Origin of the sequence: Kaistella flava (ex Peng et al. 2021), assembly GCF_015191005.1 — a bacterium.
GTDB classification, from domain to species: domain Bacteria; phylum Bacteroidota; class Bacteroidia; order Flavobacteriales; family Weeksellaceae; genus Kaistella; species Kaistella flava.
In genome coordinates, this window is the sequence record NZ_CP040442.1 from 2,085,883 (window position 1) to 2,109,080 (window position 23,198).

The following is a 23,198-nucleotide window of genomic DNA, read 5'->3' on the forward strand; positions in this document are numbered from 1 at the left end:
CGGAACTAATAAATTAAATATTTGATCATTTCATTAGACTTAAGCATCTTGTTCATTTCCTGAACCATCTCCCACTCTCCCAAAACTAATCCAACGGAAAAATTGAAATGAATAAATACTAATATGTACAAAATAAAAAATAGTGAATAAAATTGTAATTTTTTCTTCAAATCTTTTACTTCATTAAATTTGTAAAAAAACAATAAAATAGGAAACAGCATTCCTGTCATAATAAATCGATGACCGATAACCTGCACAGTAATAGCTATACCTATGTAAATCATGGGTATAATAGACATCTTATATAAAAAATTAAATCGATCATCAGATGCTAATTTAGGATTTATCTTTAATCGATAATTATAATATTGATGAACTAAAATATAAATAGGAAGCAATGTACCAAATGCGAAAATACCACCTGCATAAGAACTTACCAAGTCTCCCTTGAGATAAAATAAAAATCTAAGTCCTGAAAAAAGATTGAAAATGATTGTAGTTAAAACAGTGTAGCCAACAAAAACAGCCAAAGATAAATAGCTAATTCTAACAAAAAATTTCGTTTTAATTTTATAAAGAAAGAAAAAAGGCACAAATAATATGAGGGAATAATGACTCAATACAGCAAACACAAAAAATAGTATAGCCAATATATTTCTTTTGGAAACAAAGAGATAGTAAAACCCTAAAATCGCTGCAAAATATCCCAAGAAATATCTTAACTGGGTACCATAAAATATAAAAATAAGAGGGATATACAGCAAGGTGATAACGTAAACGTTTTTTGTAAAACGGCTTATTAATAAGAGAAATAAAAAGCTATAAACAGATAAAAAAGATACATGAAGAAACTGATAACCATATTTATGAGCTCTAATATAGGCGGCAACTAATTGAAATGTAGGTTCTTTATCTATGGAAAACTCTGGAAAATTAATCCACCAAGTATAATACTCTTTATCCGGGGTATACTTTATAAAGAGAAAAACAGCGTATAACAATAATAAAGTTACAATAAAAATGATAACTCTACCTAATTTAAAATTGGCCAAAAGACTACTAAATACAAGTAGAAACAATAATATAATAACAACTACAACAAACATAATATAAAATCTCTTCAGTAAAATACTAGTCCTTCTTTAGCAACTTGTATATTGTTAATATTTTAGATTTGAATACCGTAAAATAAAAAAATAAATATAAACATATAAAAACAAAACTTCCTAGTATTAATTGCATTTGCATATTCAATCTACTATTAATTAAATGTAATATTAACCACATTGACACTGAAAAGAATATGTATGGAAGTATAACTAATAATTGAGCAGCCATTCCTTTTCTCAAAATAGATTGACAATATAATGAGGTAATAATTAATTGTAATATAAGCTGCAATAATAATCCGTAGCAAAGTGCAATAATACCATATCTAAAAGTTACAAGAAGAATAATAACACCTATAATTTTTGTTATTAATTCAACTTTAAAATACAATTTTACTTTATTCTTAACTTGAAATAGCACCATATTATTAACAATAATTGGTTGAAAAATATAGCATGCTGATAAAATCTGTAGTATCGGAATTATCTGCATCCATCTATCTGACAAACCAATATATACCAAAGGCGTTGAGAAAATACAGAGATAATTGAAAATGGGAAAAACAAATAAGCAAACTAATCTCGTGTATTGTTGATTAAAATTAAATATTTTATCATCGTCATTTTGAAAGGAAGAAAAAAAAGGAAACATCACCCTTTGTAATACACCGCTGATTAAAGAAGCTGGCATAAACGTAAATTGATTGGCTTTTGTATACAATCCTAATGTTGAAGCCGACATTCTTTTACCAATAAACAAATAGTACAAATTAGTATAGACACTTTGTAGTAAACCTGCAGCCAATATCTTTGATCCAAATGTAAACATATGCGAAAATGACTCCCTGGAAAACACCCTTAATGGAATCCATTTCACAACGACAAAAAACAAAACAGTTGTTATAAGATTTTGTCCTAATATTTGTGCAACCAACGACCACACTCCATAGTCATTGATAGCTAAATAAACTCCTAGGCATCCTGAAACCAATAAAGACACAAACGAAATTTTAGCCTGGGTCTTAAAGTCTAAACTAATACTTAATTTGGTTTTATGCACCATTACCAAGGCATTCAAAATAATACCTAATGATAAAATTCGTAAAACATTTTTAAGGATAGGGGTATTAAAAAAATCTGCGGCAAAAGGGGCTATAAGAAATACCAACGCTACAAAACATACAGAGATTGCGAGATTAAAATAAAATGCGGTTGAAAAATCGGTCTCCGTTCTGTTTTGTTTTTGAATCAAAGCGCTGGAAAACCCACTCTCTGAAAACAAAATACCTAACGCAATAAAAATAGTTGCCATCCCAATTACCCCGTAATCTTTAGGTAAAAGGTGCCTCGCCAATATAATTTCCAGGAGTAGCTGTACAACAACTACTCCTAATTTATCAATACCACTCCAAATGACTCCATTAACAAGTTGCTTTTTCTGGTATTCCATCTTAGATTATAGATTTGCCATATACCACTTATACATCTTGTCAACGCCTTCTTCTATTTCTATTTGATGTTTCCAGCCCAATTGATTAATTTTAGATACATCAACTAATTTTCTCATCGTGCCATCAGGTTTTGAAGAATCGAATAAAATAGTTCCTTCATAACCAACCTGAATGCTTATTAATTCTGATAAACCTTTAATCGTAATATCTTTTCCGGTACCAATATTAATATGGGTATTTCTGATTTCTTTTTCTGTACCTGCAAGATCTACAAAATCTACCCTTTCCATAATATAGATACATGCTTCTGCCATCTCCTCACTCCAAAGGAATTCGCGCATTGGTTTACCAGTTCCCCACAGTTCTACACGGTCTTTAAAAACCCCATATTTAGCAAGCGTTTTTTCAATCTCAGCATTGGGGGAATCACCAGATATATCTTCAATAGGTCTTGTATTAAGATCTTGTTTTACAGCTACCCAATCGTTATTCATTAATGCTTTTGCAAGATGAATTTTTCTGATCATTGCGGGTAAAACGTGGCTTTTTTCTAGATCAAAATTATCATTAGGCCCATACAGATTCGTAGGCATCACTGAAATAAAATTGGTGCCATACTGAATATTGAAACTTTCACATAGTTTTATCCCAGCAATTTTTGCTACAGCGTATGGTTCATTGGTATATTCCAGAGTATCGGTCAACAGTTCATTTTCATTAATGGGCTGATGAGCATCTTTTGGGTAAATACAAGTACTTCCTAAAAAAAGAAGTTTTTTTACTTTGTGTTGATAGGCGTTATAAATTACATTTTGCTGGATCTGCAAATTATTATAAATAAAATCTGCGCGGTAGGTATTATTGGCCATAATTCCACCAACATAGGCAGCTGCCAAATAAACGTATTCTGGTTTTTCTTCTTCAAAGAATTGATGAGTTGCAACACCATCCATCAGATTTAACTCCTTGGATGTTCTCCCAATCACGTTGGTATATCCAAGCTCAGTAAGTTGTTTCCAAATTGCGGAACCAACAAGACCTCTATGACCAGCAACATAAATTTTGCTATTTTTTTCCATCGAGCTATTGATTATCTTTTTTTAACGAATTCTAAATCATGTTTTACCATAATTTCAACAAGTTCATTAAAAGAAGTTCTGGTAGGATTCCATCCTAATACTGTTTTAGCTTTTGTAGGATCGCCTAAAAGCAATTCAACTTCTGCAGGTCTAAAATACTTAGGATCAACTTCAACTAAAACATCGCCTGTGGCGGCGTTTGTTCCTTTTTCTTCTTCGCCTTTCCCAGACCATTCTATCGTAATACCAGCCACTTCAAAAGCTTTGGTAATAAATTCTCTTACCGTATGCATTTCACCAGTAGCAATTACAAAATCCTCAGGAGTATCATGTTGCAACATGAGCCACATACATTCTACGTAATCTTTTGCATATCCCCAATCTCTAAGAGAATCCAGATTTCCCATATAAAGCTTGGTCTGCATACCTGCAACAATTCTTGCAACTGCTAAGGTTACCTTTCTCGTTACGAAAGTTTCCCCTCTTCTTTCACTTTCGTGATTAAATAATATACCGTTAACAGCAAACATTCCGTATGCTTCTCTATAATTTTTTGTAATCCAAAAAGCATATTGCTTGGCAACCCCATAAGGACTTCTAGGATAAAATGGAGTCGTTTCTTTTTGAGGAACTTCTTGAACGAGACCGAATAATTCTGAGGTTGAAGCTTGGTAAATTTTAGTTTTCGTTTCCATTCCTAAAATTCGAACAGCTTCTAATAATCTCAAAGTACCAACAGCATCAGTATCAGCGGTATATTCTGGCACATCAAAACTTACTTTCACATGACTTTGTGCAGCAAGATTATAGATTTCATCAGGTTGAGTAAGTTGAATAACTCTGAGTAAAGAACTAGAATCAGTCATATCTCCATAATGAAGATTTACTGATCTTTTTTGGTGCATATCTTTTACCCATTCATCAAAGTACAAATGTTCAATGCGATCGGTATTGAATGATGATGATCTACGAATTATACCATGAACTTCGTATCCTTTATCTATTAAAAGTTCTGCTAAAAAAGAACCGTCTTGACCCGTGATTCCAGTTATCAGTGCTATCTTTTTCATATTTCTAAACTAAGTGTTTTTTATATTCTATATCCAATTTTGATTATCTAATAGGTCCTATTTCCTATCATAATCATCTTCAATCCTTACAATATCATCCTCTCCGAAGTAGGTTCCATATTGAACTTCAATAAAAACGACAGGCTGAAGAGTTCTATTCTCAATACGGTGATGTGCTCCTTGTGGAATTAATGCTACATTACCTTCGTTATAATCTCTTATATCGTCATTAATAGTTATCGTACCAATTCCCGAAATTATGGTCCAAACTTCTGCTCGGTGATGATGGTATTGTAGCGACAACCTTCCACCTGGATTAACCTGTATTCTTTTCACTTTATGGGATTCTTCATCTTCAAGTACCCAATACTCACCCCACGGTCTTATGTCGTGTTCCATTCTGTCGCAATTTAAATTAAAATTTCTCCCTCAATTTCTCCCACCAATTCTTTTCTTCAGCAGCATATCCATAACCATATTTATTCCCATATCCAAAATACTCCTTACTCACGTCATTCAGTACAAATCCAACATTTTTAATTTTCTTCGATTCAATCTGTTTGTTTGCAAATTCAATTAATGCTTTTTCGGTATGCTTGGATCTAGTAACATATATTGTAGCATCTGCAAGATCAGCGGTGAGGAATGTATCGGTAACCAACATCAATGGCGCGGTATCTACGATAATATATTCATAATCCAGTTTAAGTTGATTAATCAATATTTCATATCTTCCGTTAGAGAGTAATTCTGTTGGATTAGGTGGAATACTTCCGGAATAGATGACATCACAATTTGGATTAAAGGTAGAGACATGAATAATATCTTCAATTTTTTCACTTTCATTGTATAAAAATTCGGTAAGACCATCTAAGCCTTTTCTGTCCGGATTATAACGCTGTAATTGTGGGTTCCTGATATCTGCACCGATAATAACAACTTTATGTTTTGGAGAAGCCAAGGTAAGCGCAAGATTAACAGAAGCAAATGTTTTACCTTCTCCTTTAATAGTAGACGTCACAAAAACAACTTTACCTTTATCCTTCTTAGGTAACATAAAATTCATGTTCGTAATTAAAATTCTAAAGGCTTCAGCAAGAGGCGAAATATCATTAAGCTCTACCAATTCGCTTTTTCCTCTTTCGATGCTTGGCAGTTCAGCAATAATCGGATTGTGGGAAAGTTTCTCAATGTCGTTCTTTGATCTTATCTTATTGTTAAATAATTCCTTCAAATAGATTATTGCAAAAGGAATCAGTAACCCCAAAAGTAATGCAGCTACAAGAATAATTATTTTCTTTGGTGCTACAGGTTTTTCTGATACAAATGCATAATCTACAATTCTCGCTTTCGGAGAAGTCATTGCCAATGCAATTGCCGTTTCTTCCCGTTTCTGTAATAAAAGCATATATAACGCCTCTTTGAGTCCTTGCTGTCTTTCAATACTTCTGAATATCTTTTCTTGTGCTGGTATTTTTGTAATACGGGCAGAAACAATACTCTGTTCATTTTCATATTGGTTTCTCGCCAACATTAAACCAGTTTTATTCTTTTGAAGACTCTCCATCACTGAACCTTTCATAGAGCTGATTTGCTTATTCAAGTCTACAACTAATGGATTTTGTGGAGTGGCATTTTCTAATAGCCTGTTTCTTTCCAAGACCAATAGATTATAAGCACTAATATTTGAAGTTGCAGCAGTATTATCTAAACCTATATTAGAAGGTAAAACATTTCCGACTCCTTGTTTCCCCATATAATCAATCAACGAATTGGTCATTTCTAATTGTGCTTCCAATTCAATTTGTTTCGCTCTAGCTTCTGCAGAAGTTTCCAAACTAATCTTAGCCTCTGTTACCAAATCTGTAATCCGGTTAGCAGATTTAAATTGTTCTTTTTGACTTTCTACATTTCCTAAATCACCTTCCACTTTGGCAATTCGGCTTTCAATAAAATCAGAGGTCTTTTGGGATTCCGTATTTTTATCCTGAATAGCATCATTATTGTAGGTTTCAACAATCTTATTAAGAATATTTCTGCCTTTATCTTTATTTGCATAGTTGATAGATAAACCAATAATGGTAACGTCTTTATTTAATAACTCAACTTCTAATAATCTTTGGTAATTATTAACGGCTACTTCTTTTGGCAGATATACAAATGACAAATCACCAATTTCTTTTGCTTTAACTGCATTAAAATCAGCATTTTTTAAAATCATTAAATTGGCGTACGGAAGGCTAACCGTAGTATTGAATTTGCTTACAATACTATTGGGGAGTTCGTCAGAAGTAAAAATAATTTCATCTCCTTTAACAGCTATTTTTATTTCTTTTTTCGGTCCCTCAGTAAATGGTTTTTCATTGATAACTTTAATAATAATCGGAGAGGTATCGCCATAAACCTCTTTCTTTTTAAGACCTATACTGCTGTAAATAGTGGTTTGAAAATTCAGTTGATTTACAACACTTTGCATTAACTTCTTCGATTTAAAAATCTCTACTTCATTATCGATAGAGTTCGTTCCCATTCCACCGATACCGGAAAGTTCCTGCAGCATCCCAAAATCACCGCCCATACCCCCATTTTTCTTGGCATCTTTAATAAGGACTGTAGATTCAATTTTATAAACAGGCACTGCATATTTCAGATAAAAAACAGCAGCACAAAGGGCTATTAAAGTAATGAGTAAAAACCAATACCATTTATTAAGATATGGCTTTATAATTTCATTGATGTTTACATCATTCGAAGCTGTCGCTTCGGAATTCGCAATTTGGCTCATTTATTTTTTATAATAAAAAGTTATTTTTTAAAAATGGTAATGAAAATACCTGCCAAACCTATAATGGTTCCTGCAATAGCTATATAGATACCAGTATTAGGGTCCTGTCTGGAAATTTTATCTTTGGTATTGTTTGAAGAGACATATATCACGTCACCTTGTTTCAAAAGAAAGGCAGATGAATTAATAAAATCTGGATCCATTAAATCCACCCGTTGTTTGGTAATTTTCCCATTCTCATTTCTCACCAACATAACATTATTTCTTTTACCGTAAATGGTAAGATCTCCTGCCAAACCAATGGCATTAAGTATGGATGGTTGTATATCTGGGATAGTGTACTGCCCTGGTCGATTGACCTCGCCCAATATTGTGACTTTAAAGTTTGCTAACTTTAAAGATATAATGGGATTCTTCACATAACTGGAAATTTTTTCAACCAATTCACTTTTAAAATCTTCCAACGTTTTGCCCGTTGTATTCAACTCTCCTAAGACCGGAAAATCAATATTTCCTGAAGCATCTACGAGATAATTCTTCTCTGTATTTGGGCTACTGACTGTAGTAACAGATTGGCTGTTGTAGTAATTTTGATTAAAAGGTCTAACCACTTCCATATTTTTCGCCGAAACAAAAATCAGCAGCTGATCGCCTTTTTGAATTGTTGAAGTATGATAATTAAGAGATGCCTCTGTTGCAATTTCTTCAATATTCTGCATATAGTTAAGTTCGCTCGCTTTATCTTTTGTCTTACAAGAACTTAGCAATAAAAGAACACAAAAAAAGGACAGTAATATATTTTTATTCATTATTAACGGGTAAATATAGAGTTTTGGCAAATATACAATTCTAAATTACTTATCCAAAACTTCGTAAATGGAATTGTTACTTTTAAATTCAGGAACGATCTCTTTTAAAATCTGTACAACTTCAACTTTTTCCCGTCTAAGAGCGGCTTTGGTAATCTGATTACAGTATTTTTCAATATTCTGAAAATCCATAGTAGGATCTTTAGAAATTAATATTTTTTCGTGATGAGTCGGTAATGTTTTGGCATCATCACTTAACAATTCCTCATAAAGCTTCTCACCAGGCCTTAAGCCACTATAAATAATTTTTATATCAACATGAGGTTCAAATCCAGACAACTTAATCATCCGATGTGCCAAATCCAAAATCTTCACAGGCTCGCCCATATCAAAAACGAAAATCTCCCCTCCTTCACCCATTGCACCGGCTTGCAAAACTAAATCACAAGCTTCAGGGATCGTCATAAAATACCGCGTAATATCAGGATGAGTAATGGTCACAGGACCTCCTTTTTCAATTTGTTTCTTAAAGTGTGGAATTACAGAACCGTTGGAACCTAATACATTTCCAAAACGGGTAGTGATGAATTTAGTAGAATTATTTTCCGTATTTTGTAAAGCCTGCACGAACAGCTCTGCTGTTCTTTTAGAAGCGCCCATTACATTGGTTGGCTTTACCGCTTTATCAGTAGAAACCATTACAAAGCGATTTACCTTATATCTTGAAGCCAAAGTTGCCAGGTTTTTTGTTCCTAATATATTGACCAAAATAGCCTCATGTGGATTCTCTTCTATCAATGGAACATGTTTATAAGCAGCAGCATGATAAACCATCGAAAATTGGTATTTCTGAAACAAAGGTTCAATACGGTGTCTGTTAGAAATATCTGCCAACACAAATTTAAAGTCAATCTCAGGAAAAGAACTGCGCATTTCCATTTCGATATCGTAGAGTGGTGTTTCGGCCTGATCCAATACGACAATTAATTTGGGTTCGAATAAGGCCACTTGTCTTACGATTTCGCTCCCTATAGAACCTGCACCGCCAGTAATAAGAATGGTTTTGCCAGAGTGTCTTCGTTTTACATCTTCGTTTTCTATTTTAATAGGCTTTCGATTAAGGAGATCTTCAATTTGAAGTGTTTTAATAGTAACTTCTGAATCATTACTTTTTAACTTTTGCAAAGAAGGTGCTTTAAAAATCTGTAAATCTTTCTCTAAGAAAAAAGTAACCCAGCGATTCATTTCCTCTTTGGTTAATAATTCCTGTAATAAAAGCACGCCGTCAAGCATTAAATCTTCTTTGCTGTTGCGCTCTATTTTTGCTTTCGTATAAATAGGCTTTCCAAGCAGACTTGCTCTAGTAGAATCTTGACGTTGGGTCAAAAACCCTACTATATGATAAGGTAGATTAGGATTATCTATAATGGCTCGTGCCATAGCAACAGATTGTTCAGTAATACCCAATACCAAAATTCTCTTGCGAAGCGTACTGCGACGAACCTCACGTGCAAAATGAAACACTTCTTTTACAAATAAGCGAAACAGAAACATCAACATGAAAGAGGCCGTGAAAAAGATAACCAAAAATGGGATCGACATATAAATCATGCGCTGACCAGTACTCAAATAATAAGAAAAACTTATCGCCGCTACAAGAACAGTACTACTGAAGATCGCAAGAAATAATTTAAATAAATCGATAAAAGTAGAATGTCGTATGATGCCTGCATAGGTTTTGAATATCACCATAAAAATGATACTGATTCCTAAAATAATCAAAAAAACAGGGATACCTTCTTTGAAAACAGGGATCGTATTAAAACTTAATTTCTCAATAAGATAACATGAGAAATAAACAGATATCGCAATAAAACCGATATCAATAATTAAAATAACCCAACGAGGCAAGTACCTCAAATCGGACAACCCCATTACATTATCGCCACTATAAATTCTACTCTGCAGTCTTTTACGAAAACCCATTTTAATAAAAGTTATTTAGATACACAGTTATTACTTCCCCATTCCCTTTCATAATTTCTACAGTATAAGAATTCTCCAAATTTACAAATTAGATATTAAAAATCAAGGATAATGAATTAAATCATCACACTTTTTAAAACGGCCGCTACTCTTTCGCGATCCTCATCACTTAAGTTAGATCCTGAAGGTAAACAAAGTCCGTTGCTAAATAATTTTTCAGATAATTTCGATCCAAAGTAAGCCGCACTTTTGAACACCGGCTGCATATGCATAGGTTTCCAGATCGGACGTGATTCGATATTTTCTTTAGCAAATTTATGACTGAGCTGAGTTTTGGTAATACCACTCTTTGATTCGATGCGCACTACACTTAACCAATGGTTAGAATAGAAATCCGAACTGGGTTCGTTATGCAAAGTAAAACCGCGATGATCCTGAAACAAATCTTCATAAAACTGATGATTTGCCCGTCGCTGATCAACACGTTCCTGCAGCACTTCCATTTGACCTCTTCCAATTCCGGCACATACATTACTCATGCGGTAATTGTAACCAATACTGGAATGTTCGTAATGGGGTGCATCATCTTTTGCCTGCGTAGACAAAAAGACCGCTTTCTTTTTAAATTCCTTATGCTTAAGGGTCAAGGCTCCTCCTCCAGAGGTCGTAATGATTTTATTCCCATTGAAACTGAGCACACCAAAATCACCAAATGTTCCACATTTCTGACCTTTGTACGTACTACCCAATGCTTCAGCACTGTCTTCAATTACTGGTATATCATATCGTCTCGAAAGCTCACCAATTTCGTCTGCTTTATACGGCATCCCATATAAACTCACGGCTATAATTGCTTTCGGTTTTTTCCCTTTGGAGATTCCAAACTTAATAGCATCTTCTACCGCGTTCGGACAAAGATTCCAGGTATCAATTTCACTGTCTACAAAAATGGGGTCTGCGCCAACATAGATAATGGGGTTGGCGGAAGCCGAAAAAGTTAAACTCTGACAGATAACATAATCTCCGGGCCCTACTCCCAGTAAAATAAGCGATAAATGTAATGCTGCAGTACCAGAACTTAAGGCAGCAACATGGACATCTTCATTTAAGAAGTTTTCTAAATCTTTCTCAAGGCCATTAACATTCGGTCCTAAAGGCGCAATCCAATTATGATCAAAGGCGTCTTGTATATATTTCATCTCACCACCACCCATGTGTGGGGACGAAAGCCATATTTTTTTATCCATTATTTTCTACTCAACAAATCTTAAAATTTTTCTAAACGCACCCATTCGGTTTCGACACAACAAGATTACTACAGAATTCTGAAATAATCATTATTACGTTTAATTCTGAACAAGTGTGATTGATTTTCATCAATACTACGGTAATAAATTACGTTAATCTTTCTTTTTGACTCATTTGTGTTTTTGAAGTCGAAAGTTTAAAAACTACTGTTCTTTTCCTACAAAGCCTTTACTAAAAAGATAAAATCAATTTTATAAATGTTTCTATAGTGTTCTATTTTGGTAGATAATTTGTAAAAAACAACCCTCCAAAATTAGTGAGGATATTAGGCCAAATATTTGTCCAGAATTCTAATTTTTGTTTAGAATAGTTCAATGCCTCTTACAATTACTTTTTTAGTAGAATCACGCTTTAAAAAGCAGATCCCTAAAGAAGACAGAATGTAAATTAAGATACCAAATTTCTTTTCTTTTGTGTGGTATAAATAATGATTCCAAGTGCAGTGATTACGAGTAGAGGAATATAATCGTCTATAGGAAGTAGAGCTGCGTCATCTTCTTTACTACCTCCAGGAGGAGCACCAGGGCCCCTAGCAGCTACATTTTCATTTGCCTCCAAGCTTGCTCTATTAGTGTTTTCGGTTGTCGCGAAAGGATTATCTTCCTGTGGCGTCTCAGCCTGCAGAGCACCTCCAATCAAGAATAAAAACAGGAACAATACGTTCTTCATTTAATAAATTTTTGCAAATATATAAATCAAATCTCTATATATCGTGTTAATATAATTTTATTTAGTTATTTTTTTGGTAGTCACCTCCCCATTCCTGTTGATTTTAAGTACATAAATACCATTAACCATTGAAGCAACGTCAATTCTTATTTCGGTTTTGTTCGGGTTGAGTTGGAGTACCAGTCTGCCGGAAGCATCATATACTTCAATGGTAGAAATATTCTTGTTTAAGGATTTAACGACGAATTCACTTCCGCTTCTGTAAACAACGAGTTGATCTTTATTGATGTTTGTAGTTCCTAAAACAAGATCACTTTGGTAAACGATTTCAAATCTGCCGTCGGTTAAACCTTCGTTGGCGGTAAAAGTATAATCTCCTTTTGACAGATTGGTAACCGTATTGGTTTGTTTATCTTTCAGATAAATATTTTGTCCGTCGGCGAAAATTCCTTCTTTTTCTACTATTGCTATTTTATAGTTCCCTGTTTCAAAACCTTTCATCCCCAATGGAACAATATCGGAAGTTAATAATGGAAACTGACGACCTTGAATATTGAGTTTATAATCATTAAGCACCGAATAGAAAGCATCTGAACTTTCACCAAACTGCTGCGCATCTGCGGAGGATTCAAAACCATTGGTTGCTCCTTTTGGATAGGCAATTAGAATGGTATTAAAATTCTGTGCAGGAGTTGTTAATTTTAACCAGAAACGGTCGATTGCATCGTTAGAAGTTCCTTTGTTGATAAATTTACTTTCACCGGTTCCATCATTACGCATGGAATTGGTGAAAGTTAAAGGTACGGCTGCTAGTGCTTGTACAATGAAACCTTGACCTACTTTAATATAACGAGTTGGTTTTTTAATACCATTTGCTGCCGCTGTTCCACCAGAAAGAACAACATAGGTAGCGTAATTATCGGCAACATAAGTAGTTCCTTGCTCGTTGACATTAACATTCGTCCAGAAATAAGCAGTTCCTTCTACTGCTCCTATAGCTACTAGTGCATCGAAATCGATATTTGAAGAATATGGGTTTCCTACTAAATTGAAACCTTCACGCTTTTTCTCTAATGGATAAGTTATATCCCCGTTATTTGGAGCACCAGTGAAAGTCCCGTTAAAATCTGTATATTCAGCTGAAGCAGCATCAGTCCAAGGTCTGTAAGTATTATCGGCTCTGATGGCATATCCTTTACCAGCAGCAAAAGGCGTGTCTTTAGGACTTGTTACTGATGCAAATTCATCATTGGACTCGTTATAAGTTAAAAATCTTGAAAGAACAGTTTTCGGAGAGAATGTGAACAGATTTTGTCCGGAAACCGGACTTCCCCAATAGGTATAATCCAGACGCTTCATGTTTGCGATGCGATCTACTTTAAAAATACCTGAACCAGAATTGGTAGAACCAACGGTCTGTACAAAATTACCATCGCTTGCTACGATTAAACTGCCATTGTTAGCAAAATCACCTGTGGTGAAACTGGTATTCGGAGCGATAGTTAAAGTTTTACCTGTATTAATGGTTAATGATTTCGAAACTAAAGGAGTTGTGGTGGTGAAGTCGCCATTGATTACCGCTTTAACATTTACGTTAGGCTCATCATTATCCCAGTTAGTTCCGTTGTAAGTTGTAATCTCGTTTAGTAGTGTTTTTACCGAAATAGGATTGCTGTTAGCCGATACTGCAGTACCATTCTTAGCACGAAGCCTGTAATAATATTGTGTATCTCGTGTTAAACCCGTAACCTGACTCGTAGTACTAGGTTGTCCTGAAATTAGTTTAGCATCGTAGTCCGTAACTAATGAAGGAGTAAAATTATAAGTATTTATAACTACATCATCAATATGGATAATATCCTTAAGTCTTTTAAATTGTACTATCGTCGGTACAGTAGTATTTACAGTAACGGTCTTCTGGATCACTCCAGTTTCTAAAGCCTTATAAGGAGAATATGTAGTTGCAATCCAACTTTTACCGCCATCAATAGAATAATTGACTTGTAAATCGCCACTATTACTTGATGATACCCAAAAAGACAATGACGAAATTCCATTGTCAAATGATGGTGAAATTAACGCAGAATTTCCTGAATTTTGTAACTCAGCTGAATAAGTACCTGAATGAACTCCTGTTGTACTCCTCGCAACTTTTGTAACATTCCAGGTACCTGTACTTAAAACTAGGGACCCAGTATAAAAATCTGCTGTTAAACCTGAATCGAATGTTTCAGTAACAATATTTGGCGCACTTGTCCCAAAAGTCGGCAAAGTACTCACGTCCAATAAATAACCAGACGCTGCACCGACAACCGTATCCCAATTGGCATTAAATGAGGTTTCGGTCACAGTACTAGCCGCAGTCGCACTTGGCGCTGTTAAACCCAGGATATCCGCTTTCAAACCTGTTGGTTGCGAAACCTTATAATTTGCAGCAGTCGTACCCGATAAAGTATATCCTGTAACCGTTACTACAATTCCTGTACCTACGTTGGCATTGGCAAAAGTAGCCGTAGGTGAACCAGTAATTGTAATAATAGATTGATCCGCATCTGCTAATCCTACTATTACAGGTGTTCCAAATAAGGTAGCGGTGGTCGTTCCGTCTTGAATTTTATTATTAGCTGATACACCCGTAATAGTTACCGTTCTTTCGGTAATTCTAGCCTTTATATTTACTGGCGGTGTTAGACTATAATTTGTAGCAGCAAGGCCGGATAAACTAAAACCTGTTACTGTAATTATTATTCCATTTCCCACATTAGCCGTTGAAAAGTTATACGCTGGTGTACCAGACAAGTTAACCTTTCCAAAATCGCTTTCCAAAGTACCACTTAGAGTAGCCGCACCTGTAACGGCTGCTAGAGTGGTCCCATCATATATTTTATTAACTCCTGCTAAACCTGTGATTGTTAAAACTTTCGCAGTAACCGTCAATGAGTGCGATACTTCAGTCGCCGCATTATAGTCATTATCACCAGTTTGTGAAGCGGTAATGATGGCTGTACCCGCACCTACAACCGTTACTAAATTATCTGAAACGGTAGCAACCGCAGGATTAGAACTGGTATAAATTATCGACAATCCAGAATCTGAAACCCCTGTTAATTTAAAATCATTATCACCATATTGTTTAGTAGCCAAAGCCGCAAAATTGATGGTTTGATTCGCTTTGGCAATTGTGAAATTTATAGCAGCTGCCGAACTTGTACCTTTACCATTAGTAGCGGTAACGGTAGCAGAAAAAGTTCCAGCGGCAGTTGGCGTACCCGATATAACACCAGTAGTTGTATTCAAATTTAATCCAGCAGGCAAAGCACCCGTTGCAAAAGCATAAGAAGTTGGACTGTTACGAGTTTCAATATGATAATTTAAGGAAGTACCAAAAATTCCGTTTACAGTTTGTCCTCCAATGATTACTGGTGGAATGGTTGGGACCAATGTATCTGTTAATTTAACATCATCAATTCTATAAACAGTAGCCGTACCCATCTGTGTAAATCTAATTCTTAAGTTAGCTGCAGAAGGAATTGGAATTGATCCTGTTGCCGTTACATATTGCCAAACGTTTGCTTTAACCGCAGAAAGACCAAAAGCTAATGTTGAATATGAAATTCCATCTGAACTTACTTCCAGTTTTAGATCAGCACCATTATCATTAGCCTTATTTGTACTAATACCAAACGACAACGACAAACTAGAGTAGCTTAAAGTATTAATACCCGCTATTTCAAAATTTGTATTAATTGCGTTTGTAATAAGGACATTTCGTCCTGCAGAAAAACCAGCGTAGGTATTTGAAGGTGCAGTAACCCTTGTATCAGCATTACCAGAATAAGTTAAAGTGCGACTGTTTTGAAATTCGTTAGCAGCTATCGAAATAGTTTTCGTTTCAGTTCCTTCTCCCATGTTTTCTGAGAATATGGTTGTTTGTGCCCATCCTGCGGTAGTGATAAAAAGGAATAAGAAACTAAAAATGGTGGTTTTAAAAGAGGATAAAAATGGCTTCATACGGGATAGTTTTTCTTAATATATTGAATTTGGCAAAGATATTCAAAAATAACAGAAATCTTTTAAAATTTAGTTAATGTTTACTAACATTTGTTAATAATTATGTTTCGATAAATAGAAAAGACTAAAAAGGAAGCTGATTTCGAGTAGAGAGATGGGCACTTCGACTCACTTCGACTACGCTCAGTGACCACCGCTCAGTGACCACACTTCGACTCACTTCGGCTACGCTCAGTGACCACCCGCTCAGTGACCGATTACAGTGGTTGATCTTTTGAGTATTTTGGTATTTGGGTACTTAAGTCTTTAGGTGATTTGATTTTTGCGAAAAGCAGCTCTTGATAGTATTTAACTGTGCAAAACTACTCGAACTGACGAAGTCCAGCAATTGAATAACTTGGGTTTTAAAAGTGAGAAGCACCTCTACAAAAGATGGGCATTATCAAAAAAAAAACTTCTGAAGTTAGAATCAGAAGTTAGTGGGAGTTAGGTGATGATCACACTGCCGGCATAGGAAGATGAGGAGACTTGTGAGCAATCGGCAGAACGAAAGGCTAGCCAGACATGTACGGTTTTGCCTTGAAAGTGGGGTGACAATGGAATATCAACCGTGGTATCGAGGCGCAGTGCAATATTTTCTATAAAGACCGGCTTGAGCTCTCCTTCTGCTATAAACAGAAGTTGAACTTCATCTGTTTTCCGAAGAGGATCTCCCCCACTGTTCTCGTACCAGGTAAGATTCATTGAAAGCGGTAAGGGCGAAGTGAGACCTGTGGGCACGATACTCCGCAACGAACCACGGGCAAATTCGATTTCTGAATAAACCGGAGTGACCTCATTTAACACATAGTCCAGTTTGAAAGTGTTGAGCACATTGCTTAAAGCTTGATTATAACAGGACTTCATACCTGTCCGCTGACCGAAATGCACTTTGGCAAACTCTTTATAAGACAGTAAAAAATGATAACTCTTCCGCATACGCGCCTGAATGAGGAGTTGCCTGGCTGTAAACTCTTTCAGTTTTTTACGGGGGCGACTGCGCAAAATTTCGTTTCCTGGGATATTGACCACTACGAGGCGGCCGATTCTACCAGAAGATCCTAATAGCAGACTGTCTATTAATTTTCCCATGGCGTTTATTTTTTCGGGTTGGTTATTCGTTACTGAACAAATGTAGGGAAACCGCAGGTCGGGATGTTTTGATTTTCCGTAATTTTCCGAAACCTTCCGCTTTGCCACTCCAACTGACCATTTTCTAGTGGCTGGCTATAGGCGTTGGGGTGGTTGGCTATAGGTGTTGTATAGGCAGTGGTTTAGTTTGTAGTGGTTTTGTAGTGCGCTTATTAACTATCTATAGTGATTGAGTTTTGGAGTATTTGGGTGATTGAAGTGAGAAAAATTACCGAAATCTATCAACTTCTAAAACACCAAAAAGCCGAACAATTGTCCGGCTTTTTTAATGATATAAATAATATTGAAACTTTTGAATTTTCCAGTGTGCATCTCGCACCCTGCATCCAAAACCCAGCATCTGTTTTCTACTTCATGATTTTCCTCGTAATCACACTTCCTTTCTGGTCATTGAGCGAAGCCGAAGTGATTTTCAACACATAGATTCCGTTGGCGAAGTTGCCTGCGTCGATTCGGGCTTCTTTATGATTCGCCTTCACTTTGAGCAGCAATCTTCCGGAAGTATCATATACTTCTATTTCAGAAATGGGTTTGGTGGTAGATTTCACCACGAAATCATTTCCATCTCTATAAACTACCAGAGCATCTTTTGTGGCTGCATCTGTACCTAGAACGACTTGATCTTCATAAACAATTTCGAACCTTCCTTCAGTTAAACCTGCATTTGCTGTAAACGCATAACTGTTTTCAGAAAGATTGGTAAACGTTCCGGTTTGGTTATCTTTCAAATAGATGTTTTGTCCGTTGGCAAATACCCCTTCTTTCTGAACCATTGAAATTTTGTAATTCCCCGATTCAAAACCTTTCATTCCCAAAGAAACAATATCGGACGTTAATAATGGAAACTGACGTCCTTGAATATTGAGTTTGTAATCATTAAGCACAGAATAGAAAGCATCTGAACTTTCACCAAACTGCTGCGCATCTGCGGAGGATTCGAAACCATTGGTTGCTCCTTTTGGATAGGCAATTAGAATGGTATTAAAATTCTGTGCAGGGGTTGTTAATTTTAACCAAAAACGGTCGATTGGATCTTTAGAAGTTCCTCTGTTGATAAATTCACTCTCATCCGTACCGTCATTACGCATTGCATTGCTGAAAGTTAAAGGTCCGGCTTTTTTTGCCTGTACAATGAAACCTTGACCTACTTTAATAGACAGCGTTGGCGTACTGCTTTCAACATCTTTATTAGATGCCGGTGTCCCACCACTAGCAGAAGTCAAAATAGCATAATTATCTCCATCATAGTCTCCATTAGAGTAGCCGTTAATATTTGTCCAGAACCAGGCAGTTCCTTCTATCGCTCCTGTATCTACTAACGCATTGAAATCAATATTTGAAGGATATGGGTTTCCTACTAAATTGAAACCTTCACCATTATTTTCTAAATTAAACTCTACAGATCCATTATTTGGAGCACCAGCAAAAATTCCTGGCCAGTTTTCAGCAGGGGTAGGCTGAGTATTTTTGGCACGGATTGCATATCCTTTTCCAGGCTTGAAATTAGTAGTCTCCATCGTACCATCAGTTGCTCCACTGAATATAGGATCAAATTTATCAGTAGATTCATTATAGGTCATAAATCTATTGAATACCGTTCCTGGAGAGAACGCTTTTAGATTTTGACCAGTTACGGGCGAAGACCAAAATACATAATCTAAACGCTTGATAGTGACATCTCTGTTTACTTTGAAAGTACCATTATAATTATTAGTGGAAGATAGTGCAGTTTGAACAAAATTAGCATCACTTTCTACGGTGATGTTTCCAGACGAGTTGCCTGAAAGTTCATTGGTAATTTTTACAAATTCACCTGCTTTTACCACTAACTTATTATTTACGGTTAAGTTATAAGCAGTGATGCTTGGCAAGCTACTGTCAGTAGCCATATCATAAGGTCCATCAATAATTGCTTCCATATTAGCTTTTGGAATTCCATTGCTCCAAGAAGTTCCGTACCATGTTGTGACTCCTCCTAAGGTAGCTACTTCTATTACATTAGAATTTACTGATGTTGAATGAGCATCTTTTGCACGAACTCGGTAGTAGTATTGGGTATTGGGGTTTAAGCCGGTTATTGCTTTTAATGTTCCACTCAAAGATAAATCAGGGTAACCTGCAACCGAAGTATAAGTTACTATATCTCCCATAACTTTCACATCATCTAAAAAGAAACGGGAATTGCTAGCTTGATAACCTTTAAATGTAATTTTTGTTAATGCAGTAGCTCCTGCTATTTCTACAGTATAAGTAGTAAACGAACCTTTTATCATAGTCACTTCAGAAACACTTAAAGATCCACCACCAGAGATTTCTAATTTTAATACTGTTTGTTCGCTTGTACCATCCCACGCTCCTGCTCTAAATGTTAAAGTTCCATTTCCTACAAAATTCAATGCTGGTGTAGTCAATGATCCTTGAAGACTAGCAGTACCTAGTTTCATACAATAATCTGCCTTATAGGCTGAACTGTAAGTCCAGCTTGCTAAATATGTAGAAAGATTGGTGGTTGTACTAGCGATATTTCCACTCCAACCCCCTGAATTACCTCCTGTTCCATTATTATCTGGCCAAGTAAATCCTTCATTAAAAAGTTCACCACCAGCTACTTCTTTAGTATATAAATCCAATTCATAACCAGTTGCACCAGCAACAGCTTCCCAATTTGCTTTGAAACCCGTTGGGGTAATTTCAGTTGCAGCAGTTGCTACAGGAGCTGCAATAATAGCAGTAGTAAAACTAGCACCAGCAACCCATAAACTTTTATCACCGCCGCCACAATTAGAGCGAACCCAATAGTAGTAAGTTGTATTGCTTGATAAACCTGTAATGTTTGCTGTAGTAATACCTGCACCTACATTTCCGCTTGGAGTGGTTGCTCCGGCTGGGGCAGTATTGGTTGTAGAATAATAGTAGTCGTATCCACCGCTAGGATTAGATGGAGAAGCCGACCAGTTTAATGAAACTGTGCTTGCTGTAATGGCTGTAGAAGTTAATGCACTTGGCACTACGCAAGTTGCTCCAGCCTGAACATTAATTTCATCCAAATAAATATACGCGTCTCCGTTTCCATAATTGCTCGTTGCAAGAAATTTTATTTTTACATTGGAAGAAATATAATTTGTTATATCATAAGTTTTTTGCAACCAATCTGTCTGTGCCGTTAATCCGTTTTCCAAACTAGTATATGTTGAACCTCCATTTGTAGAAATTAATACTTCAAAATTTCCACCTGTTGGATTTTTAAAATAGAATTTTAATTCTGCTGATGTCAAAGAAGATAAATCTAAGGGAGGTGTTGTTAATTCTCCAGTTCTACCGCTTTGATTAACATAAGAATCAAAACGTAATCCTTTACCTGTCTGGCCAGTTACAAATGAGCTGAAATTGTATCCTGATGTCGTTGTAGTTCCTGCTAATCCCCAACATGCTGGGACACCAGTTGAGATTCCCTCGAAACTTTCAGTAAATGGAAAACTTGAAATGGCAGTACAAGAAGTTGTAAAACTCTCTTGAGTACTATAAGCCGTACCACTTGCTGACATAGCAAATGCTTTGTAATAATAAGTAGTATTAGAAGTTAATCCTGAAACATTTACTGTAAATAATCCTAAAGATAAAGAAGTTCCTGTATCTGATACTTTAGTTCCCGTTCCATTGGCAAAACCAGGCGTTGTACTGTAATAGATTCCTCTTTCAGTAATTGGAGAACACCCTGCAACAGTAATGTTTCCTCCTAAAGTCGCAGTTGTTGCAGTTATTGCTGTACTTGTTGGAGTGGTAACTGTTGGTGCCGTATTAATCCCTGTTCCAGTAACAGAGCGGTTTGTACTTGGTGCTCCTACTCCCGAAACTACTATATTGCCATTATAAGATTGTGCAATAGTTGGAATAAACTTTACATAAACAGTCTTAGCTGCTAAATTTCCTGCTGCTACAGCAATACTCAAAGTACTTGAATAAGTACTATTATCAGAAGAATAAGTAAACCCTGCTAAAGGCGCTAAACTGATGTTTCCTGCTTTTAGATTGGTACCTGAAATTGTAAAGGTATTAATAGTCTCAGAGTTTAAACACTTGCTTCCGAAAGCAGTTATTGCAGAAACGGATAGGGTCTCCGTAACAGCTGTAATGCTTAGCACACCAGAAGTTAAGGAAACATTAGATGTCAATACAGCACTCGGAATAGTTATAGAAAAATTATTAATAGTAGTATCAAAGTCAGTATCATCATAAGCTAATGTCACTGTTGCAGCAGTACTTGTGGTAGCTACTACACTTGAGATCGTTGCTCCACTTGGCGCATTATTTAATGTAAAACCAGACAAAGAACCAGTTGCATTAAACGTATCGTTCGTTAAAGCAATTGTAAAGGTTGCGCCGTTTAAATTCGCCTCGGATAAACTACCTGATAAAGTAGCGGTACGGAGCACAGTTGTTGTTCCTGTAGTACCAGTACTGGAAGAGGCATCTACATTTGCACCGTTTCTGGCAATTACTTTAAAGGTATACGCAGTGCCATTCGCTAAACCTGTTACGGATTTTGTTCCCCAAGTTGCCGCGGTTTGATAAACTGCTGTTGCTCCTAAAGATCCGTTAGTTTGAACATATTTACTAGAATTAGTTTCTTGAATAGCATAAGTAGTCGCTGCCGGATTTCCATCTCCTGTAGCGATGGCAACATTTAGAGAAGTTACTGTTGGACTATCAACTATTGGAGCATTGGCAACATTGGCAAAAGTCCAAAAAGTTAAGTTAGAACCATTGGTTGCAGTACTAGAAACAGTTCCTACTGCTCTATAATTATATTGAGTATTTACATCTAATCCTGTAAGAACTCCTGAAATAGCAGTTATTGTTGTTCCTGTAATTGTTGCAGGCGAAGCTGTTAAAGTACTCCCGTATCCTACTGTTTTTCCATAATCAAAACTTGCACTAGTAGAAATACCATTGGCATTGATGGATCCATTTAAAGTTGCACCTGCTGTTGAGATCCCGCTTGCAGCAGTGGTTGTAACTGTTGGACCTGTTGGAGTTCCATAAGTAATATCAACAGAATAGATGTAAATACTATTGGTATTACAGGTTGTATAAATCTGTAAATACCCAGTTATAGCACTTGCAGGTGTAAAAGTCATTGTTCTCGGAGTTGCTCCTCCTGTGGTCGAAACGCTTTGTGTCGCTGCAATAGCAGTACCACTCATAGCTGCTGCAGAAGTTCCGCTCACAGCATAAGGTGTAATCGTACCCACACCAGTTGATGCATTTGTAGCATAATTCACTACTACTTTTGAAATATTAGAAAAAGAAACAGGACTATTACCATAAGCGCCACTTGCTGCAGCGGTAATTTGTATTCCTTGTCCAGCGGTAAATCCATTTCCATCCTTACCAGACGTCCAAGTAGCTGGTGTCGCAGTCCAAGACTTACTACCAAAAGTATAAGTTACTGTTGTCTGTCCCCATCCTGCCGTAGCAATAAAAAGGAATAAGAAACTAAAAATCATGGTTTTAAACGAAGATAAAAATGACTGCATACGGGGTTGTTTTTATTTATTGAATTCGGTAAAGATATTCAAATAATACAACGATTTTAATGTTTTTTTAATATTTTTTTCAACATCTATTGATGTTTGCAAACAATTACGTATCGATTATGAGAAAAGACCAACAAATATCCAATTGAAAGCCAGATATGCACTTCGACTCCGCTCAGCGAACAACTTCGGC

At 36.0% G+C, this 23,198-nt stretch carries 13 protein-coding genes; all 13 read right to left on the minus strand.

Annotated elements, in window-relative coordinates; genetic code table 11:
* Positions 1-5 precede the first annotated feature (5 nt).
* Positions 6-1,106 (minus strand): EpsG family protein, encoded by a 1,101-nt coding sequence (locus tag Q73A0000_RS09450; RefSeq protein ID WP_193810729.1) that lies wholly within the window; start codon positions 1,104-1,106, stop codon positions 6-8.
* A gap of 25 nt (positions 1,107-1,131) precedes the next feature.
* Positions 1,132-2,559 (minus strand): lipopolysaccharide biosynthesis protein, encoded by a 1,428-nt coding sequence (locus Q73A0000_RS09455; protein ID WP_193810730.1) that lies wholly within the window; start codon positions 2,557-2,559, stop codon positions 1,132-1,134.
* Positions 2,560-2,565: 6 nt separating this feature from the next.
* Positions 2,566-3,639, minus strand: coding sequence for a GDP-L-fucose synthase family protein (locus Q73A0000_RS09460; RefSeq protein WP_193810731.1), 1,074 nt, complete (start codon positions 3,637-3,639; stop codon positions 2,566-2,568).
* A gap of 11 nt (positions 3,640-3,650) precedes the next feature.
* Positions 3,651-4,709: a GDP-mannose 4,6-dehydratase gene (gmd, locus tag Q73A0000_RS09465; protein WP_193810732.1), complete on the minus strand. Its 1,059-nt coding sequence runs from the start codon at positions 4,707-4,709 to the stop codon at positions 3,651-3,653.
* Positions 4,710-4,766: 57 nt separating this feature from the next.
* On the minus strand, positions 4,767-5,108 hold the full coding sequence (locus Q73A0000_RS09470; protein ID WP_193810733.1) for a phosphomannose isomerase type II C-terminal cupin domain: 342 nt from the start codon (positions 5,106-5,108) through the stop codon (positions 4,767-4,769).
* Positions 5,109-5,124: 16 nt separating this feature from the next.
* Positions 5,125-7,494, minus strand: a complete 2,370-nt coding sequence (locus Q73A0000_RS09475; RefSeq protein ID WP_193810734.1) for a GumC family protein — start codon at positions 7,492-7,494, stop codon at positions 5,125-5,127.
* A gap of 20 nt (positions 7,495-7,514) precedes the next feature.
* Complete coding sequence (locus tag Q73A0000_RS09480; protein WP_193810735.1) at positions 7,515-8,303, minus strand: polysaccharide biosynthesis/export family protein; 789 nt, start codon at positions 8,301-8,303, stop codon at positions 7,515-7,517.
* 45 nt (positions 8,304-8,348) lie between these two features.
* Positions 8,349-10,289 (minus strand): polysaccharide biosynthesis protein, encoded by a 1,941-nt coding sequence (locus Q73A0000_RS09485; RefSeq protein WP_193810736.1) that lies wholly within the window; start codon positions 10,287-10,289, stop codon positions 8,349-8,351.
* Between the two features lie 116 nt (positions 10,290-10,405).
* Complete coding sequence (locus tag Q73A0000_RS09490) at positions 10,406-11,536, minus strand: DegT/DnrJ/EryC1/StrS family aminotransferase (protein ID WP_193810737.1); 1,131 nt, start codon at positions 11,534-11,536, stop codon at positions 10,406-10,408.
* A 448-nt stretch (positions 11,537-11,984) separates the two neighbouring features.
* Positions 11,985-12,266: a hypothetical protein gene (locus tag Q73A0000_RS09495; RefSeq protein ID WP_193810738.1), complete on the minus strand. Its 282-nt coding sequence runs from the start codon at positions 12,264-12,266 to the stop codon at positions 11,985-11,987.
* A 57-nt stretch (positions 12,267-12,323) separates the two neighbouring features.
* Positions 12,324-16,277, minus strand: coding sequence for a YDG domain-containing protein (locus tag Q73A0000_RS09500; RefSeq protein ID WP_193810739.1), 3,954 nt, complete (start codon positions 16,275-16,277; stop codon positions 12,324-12,326).
* A 486-nt stretch (positions 16,278-16,763) separates the two neighbouring features.
* On the minus strand, positions 16,764-17,408 hold the full coding sequence (locus Q73A0000_RS09505) for a DUF6266 family protein (protein WP_193810740.1): 645 nt from the start codon (positions 17,406-17,408) through the stop codon (positions 16,764-16,766).
* Positions 17,409-17,815: 407 nt separating this feature from the next.
* Complete coding sequence (locus Q73A0000_RS09510) at positions 17,816-23,005, minus strand: fibronectin type III domain-containing protein (RefSeq protein WP_193810741.1); 5,190 nt, start codon at positions 23,003-23,005, stop codon at positions 17,816-17,818.
* Between the last annotated feature and the right edge of the window lie 193 nt (positions 23,006-23,198).

Bases quoted from the DNA above. Each gene is read 5' to 3' on its own strand.
- Q73A0000_RS09450 (WP_193810729.1), bottom strand. From the start codon at position 1,106: ATGTTTGTTGTAGTTGTTATTATATTATTGTTTCTACTTGTATTTAGT.
- Q73A0000_RS09455 (WP_193810730.1), bottom strand. From the start codon at position 2,559: ATGGAATACCAGAAAAAGCAACTTGTTAATGGAGTCATTTGGAGTGGT.
- Q73A0000_RS09460 (WP_193810731.1), bottom strand. From the start codon at position 3,639: ATGGAAAAAAATAGCAAAATTTATGTTGCTGGTCATAGAGGTCTTGTT.
- gmd (WP_193810732.1), bottom strand. From the start codon at position 4,709: ATGAAAAAGATAGCACTGATAACTGGAATCACGGGTCAAGACGGTTCT.
- Q73A0000_RS09470 (WP_193810733.1), bottom strand. From the start codon at position 5,108: ATGGAACACGACATAAGACCGTGGGGTGAGTATTGGGTACTTGAAGAT.
- Q73A0000_RS09475 (WP_193810734.1), bottom strand. From the start codon at position 7,494: ATGAGCCAAATTGCGAATTCCGAAGCGACAGCTTCGAATGATGTAAAC.
- Q73A0000_RS09480 (WP_193810735.1), bottom strand. From the start codon at position 8,303: ATGAATAAAAATATATTACTGTCCTTTTTTTGTGTTCTTTTATTGCTA.
- Q73A0000_RS09485 (WP_193810736.1), bottom strand. From the start codon at position 10,289: ATGGGTTTTCGTAAAAGACTGCAGAGTAGAATTTATAGTGGCGATAAT.
- Q73A0000_RS09490 (WP_193810737.1), bottom strand. From the start codon at position 11,536: ATGGATAAAAAAATATGGCTTTCGTCCCCACACATGGGTGGTGGTGAG.
- Q73A0000_RS09495 (WP_193810738.1), bottom strand. From the start codon at position 12,266: ATGAAGAACGTATTGTTCCTGTTTTTATTCTTGATTGGAGGTGCTCTG.
- Q73A0000_RS09500 (WP_193810739.1), bottom strand. From the start codon at position 16,277: ATGAAGCCATTTTTATCCTCTTTTAAAACCACCATTTTTAGTTTCTTA.
- Q73A0000_RS09505 (WP_193810740.1), bottom strand. From the start codon at position 17,408: ATGGGAAAATTAATAGACAGTCTGCTATTAGGATCTTCTGGTAGAATC.
- Q73A0000_RS09510 (WP_193810741.1), bottom strand. From the start codon at position 23,005: ATGCAGTCATTTTTATCTTCGTTTAAAACCATGATTTTTAGTTTCTTA.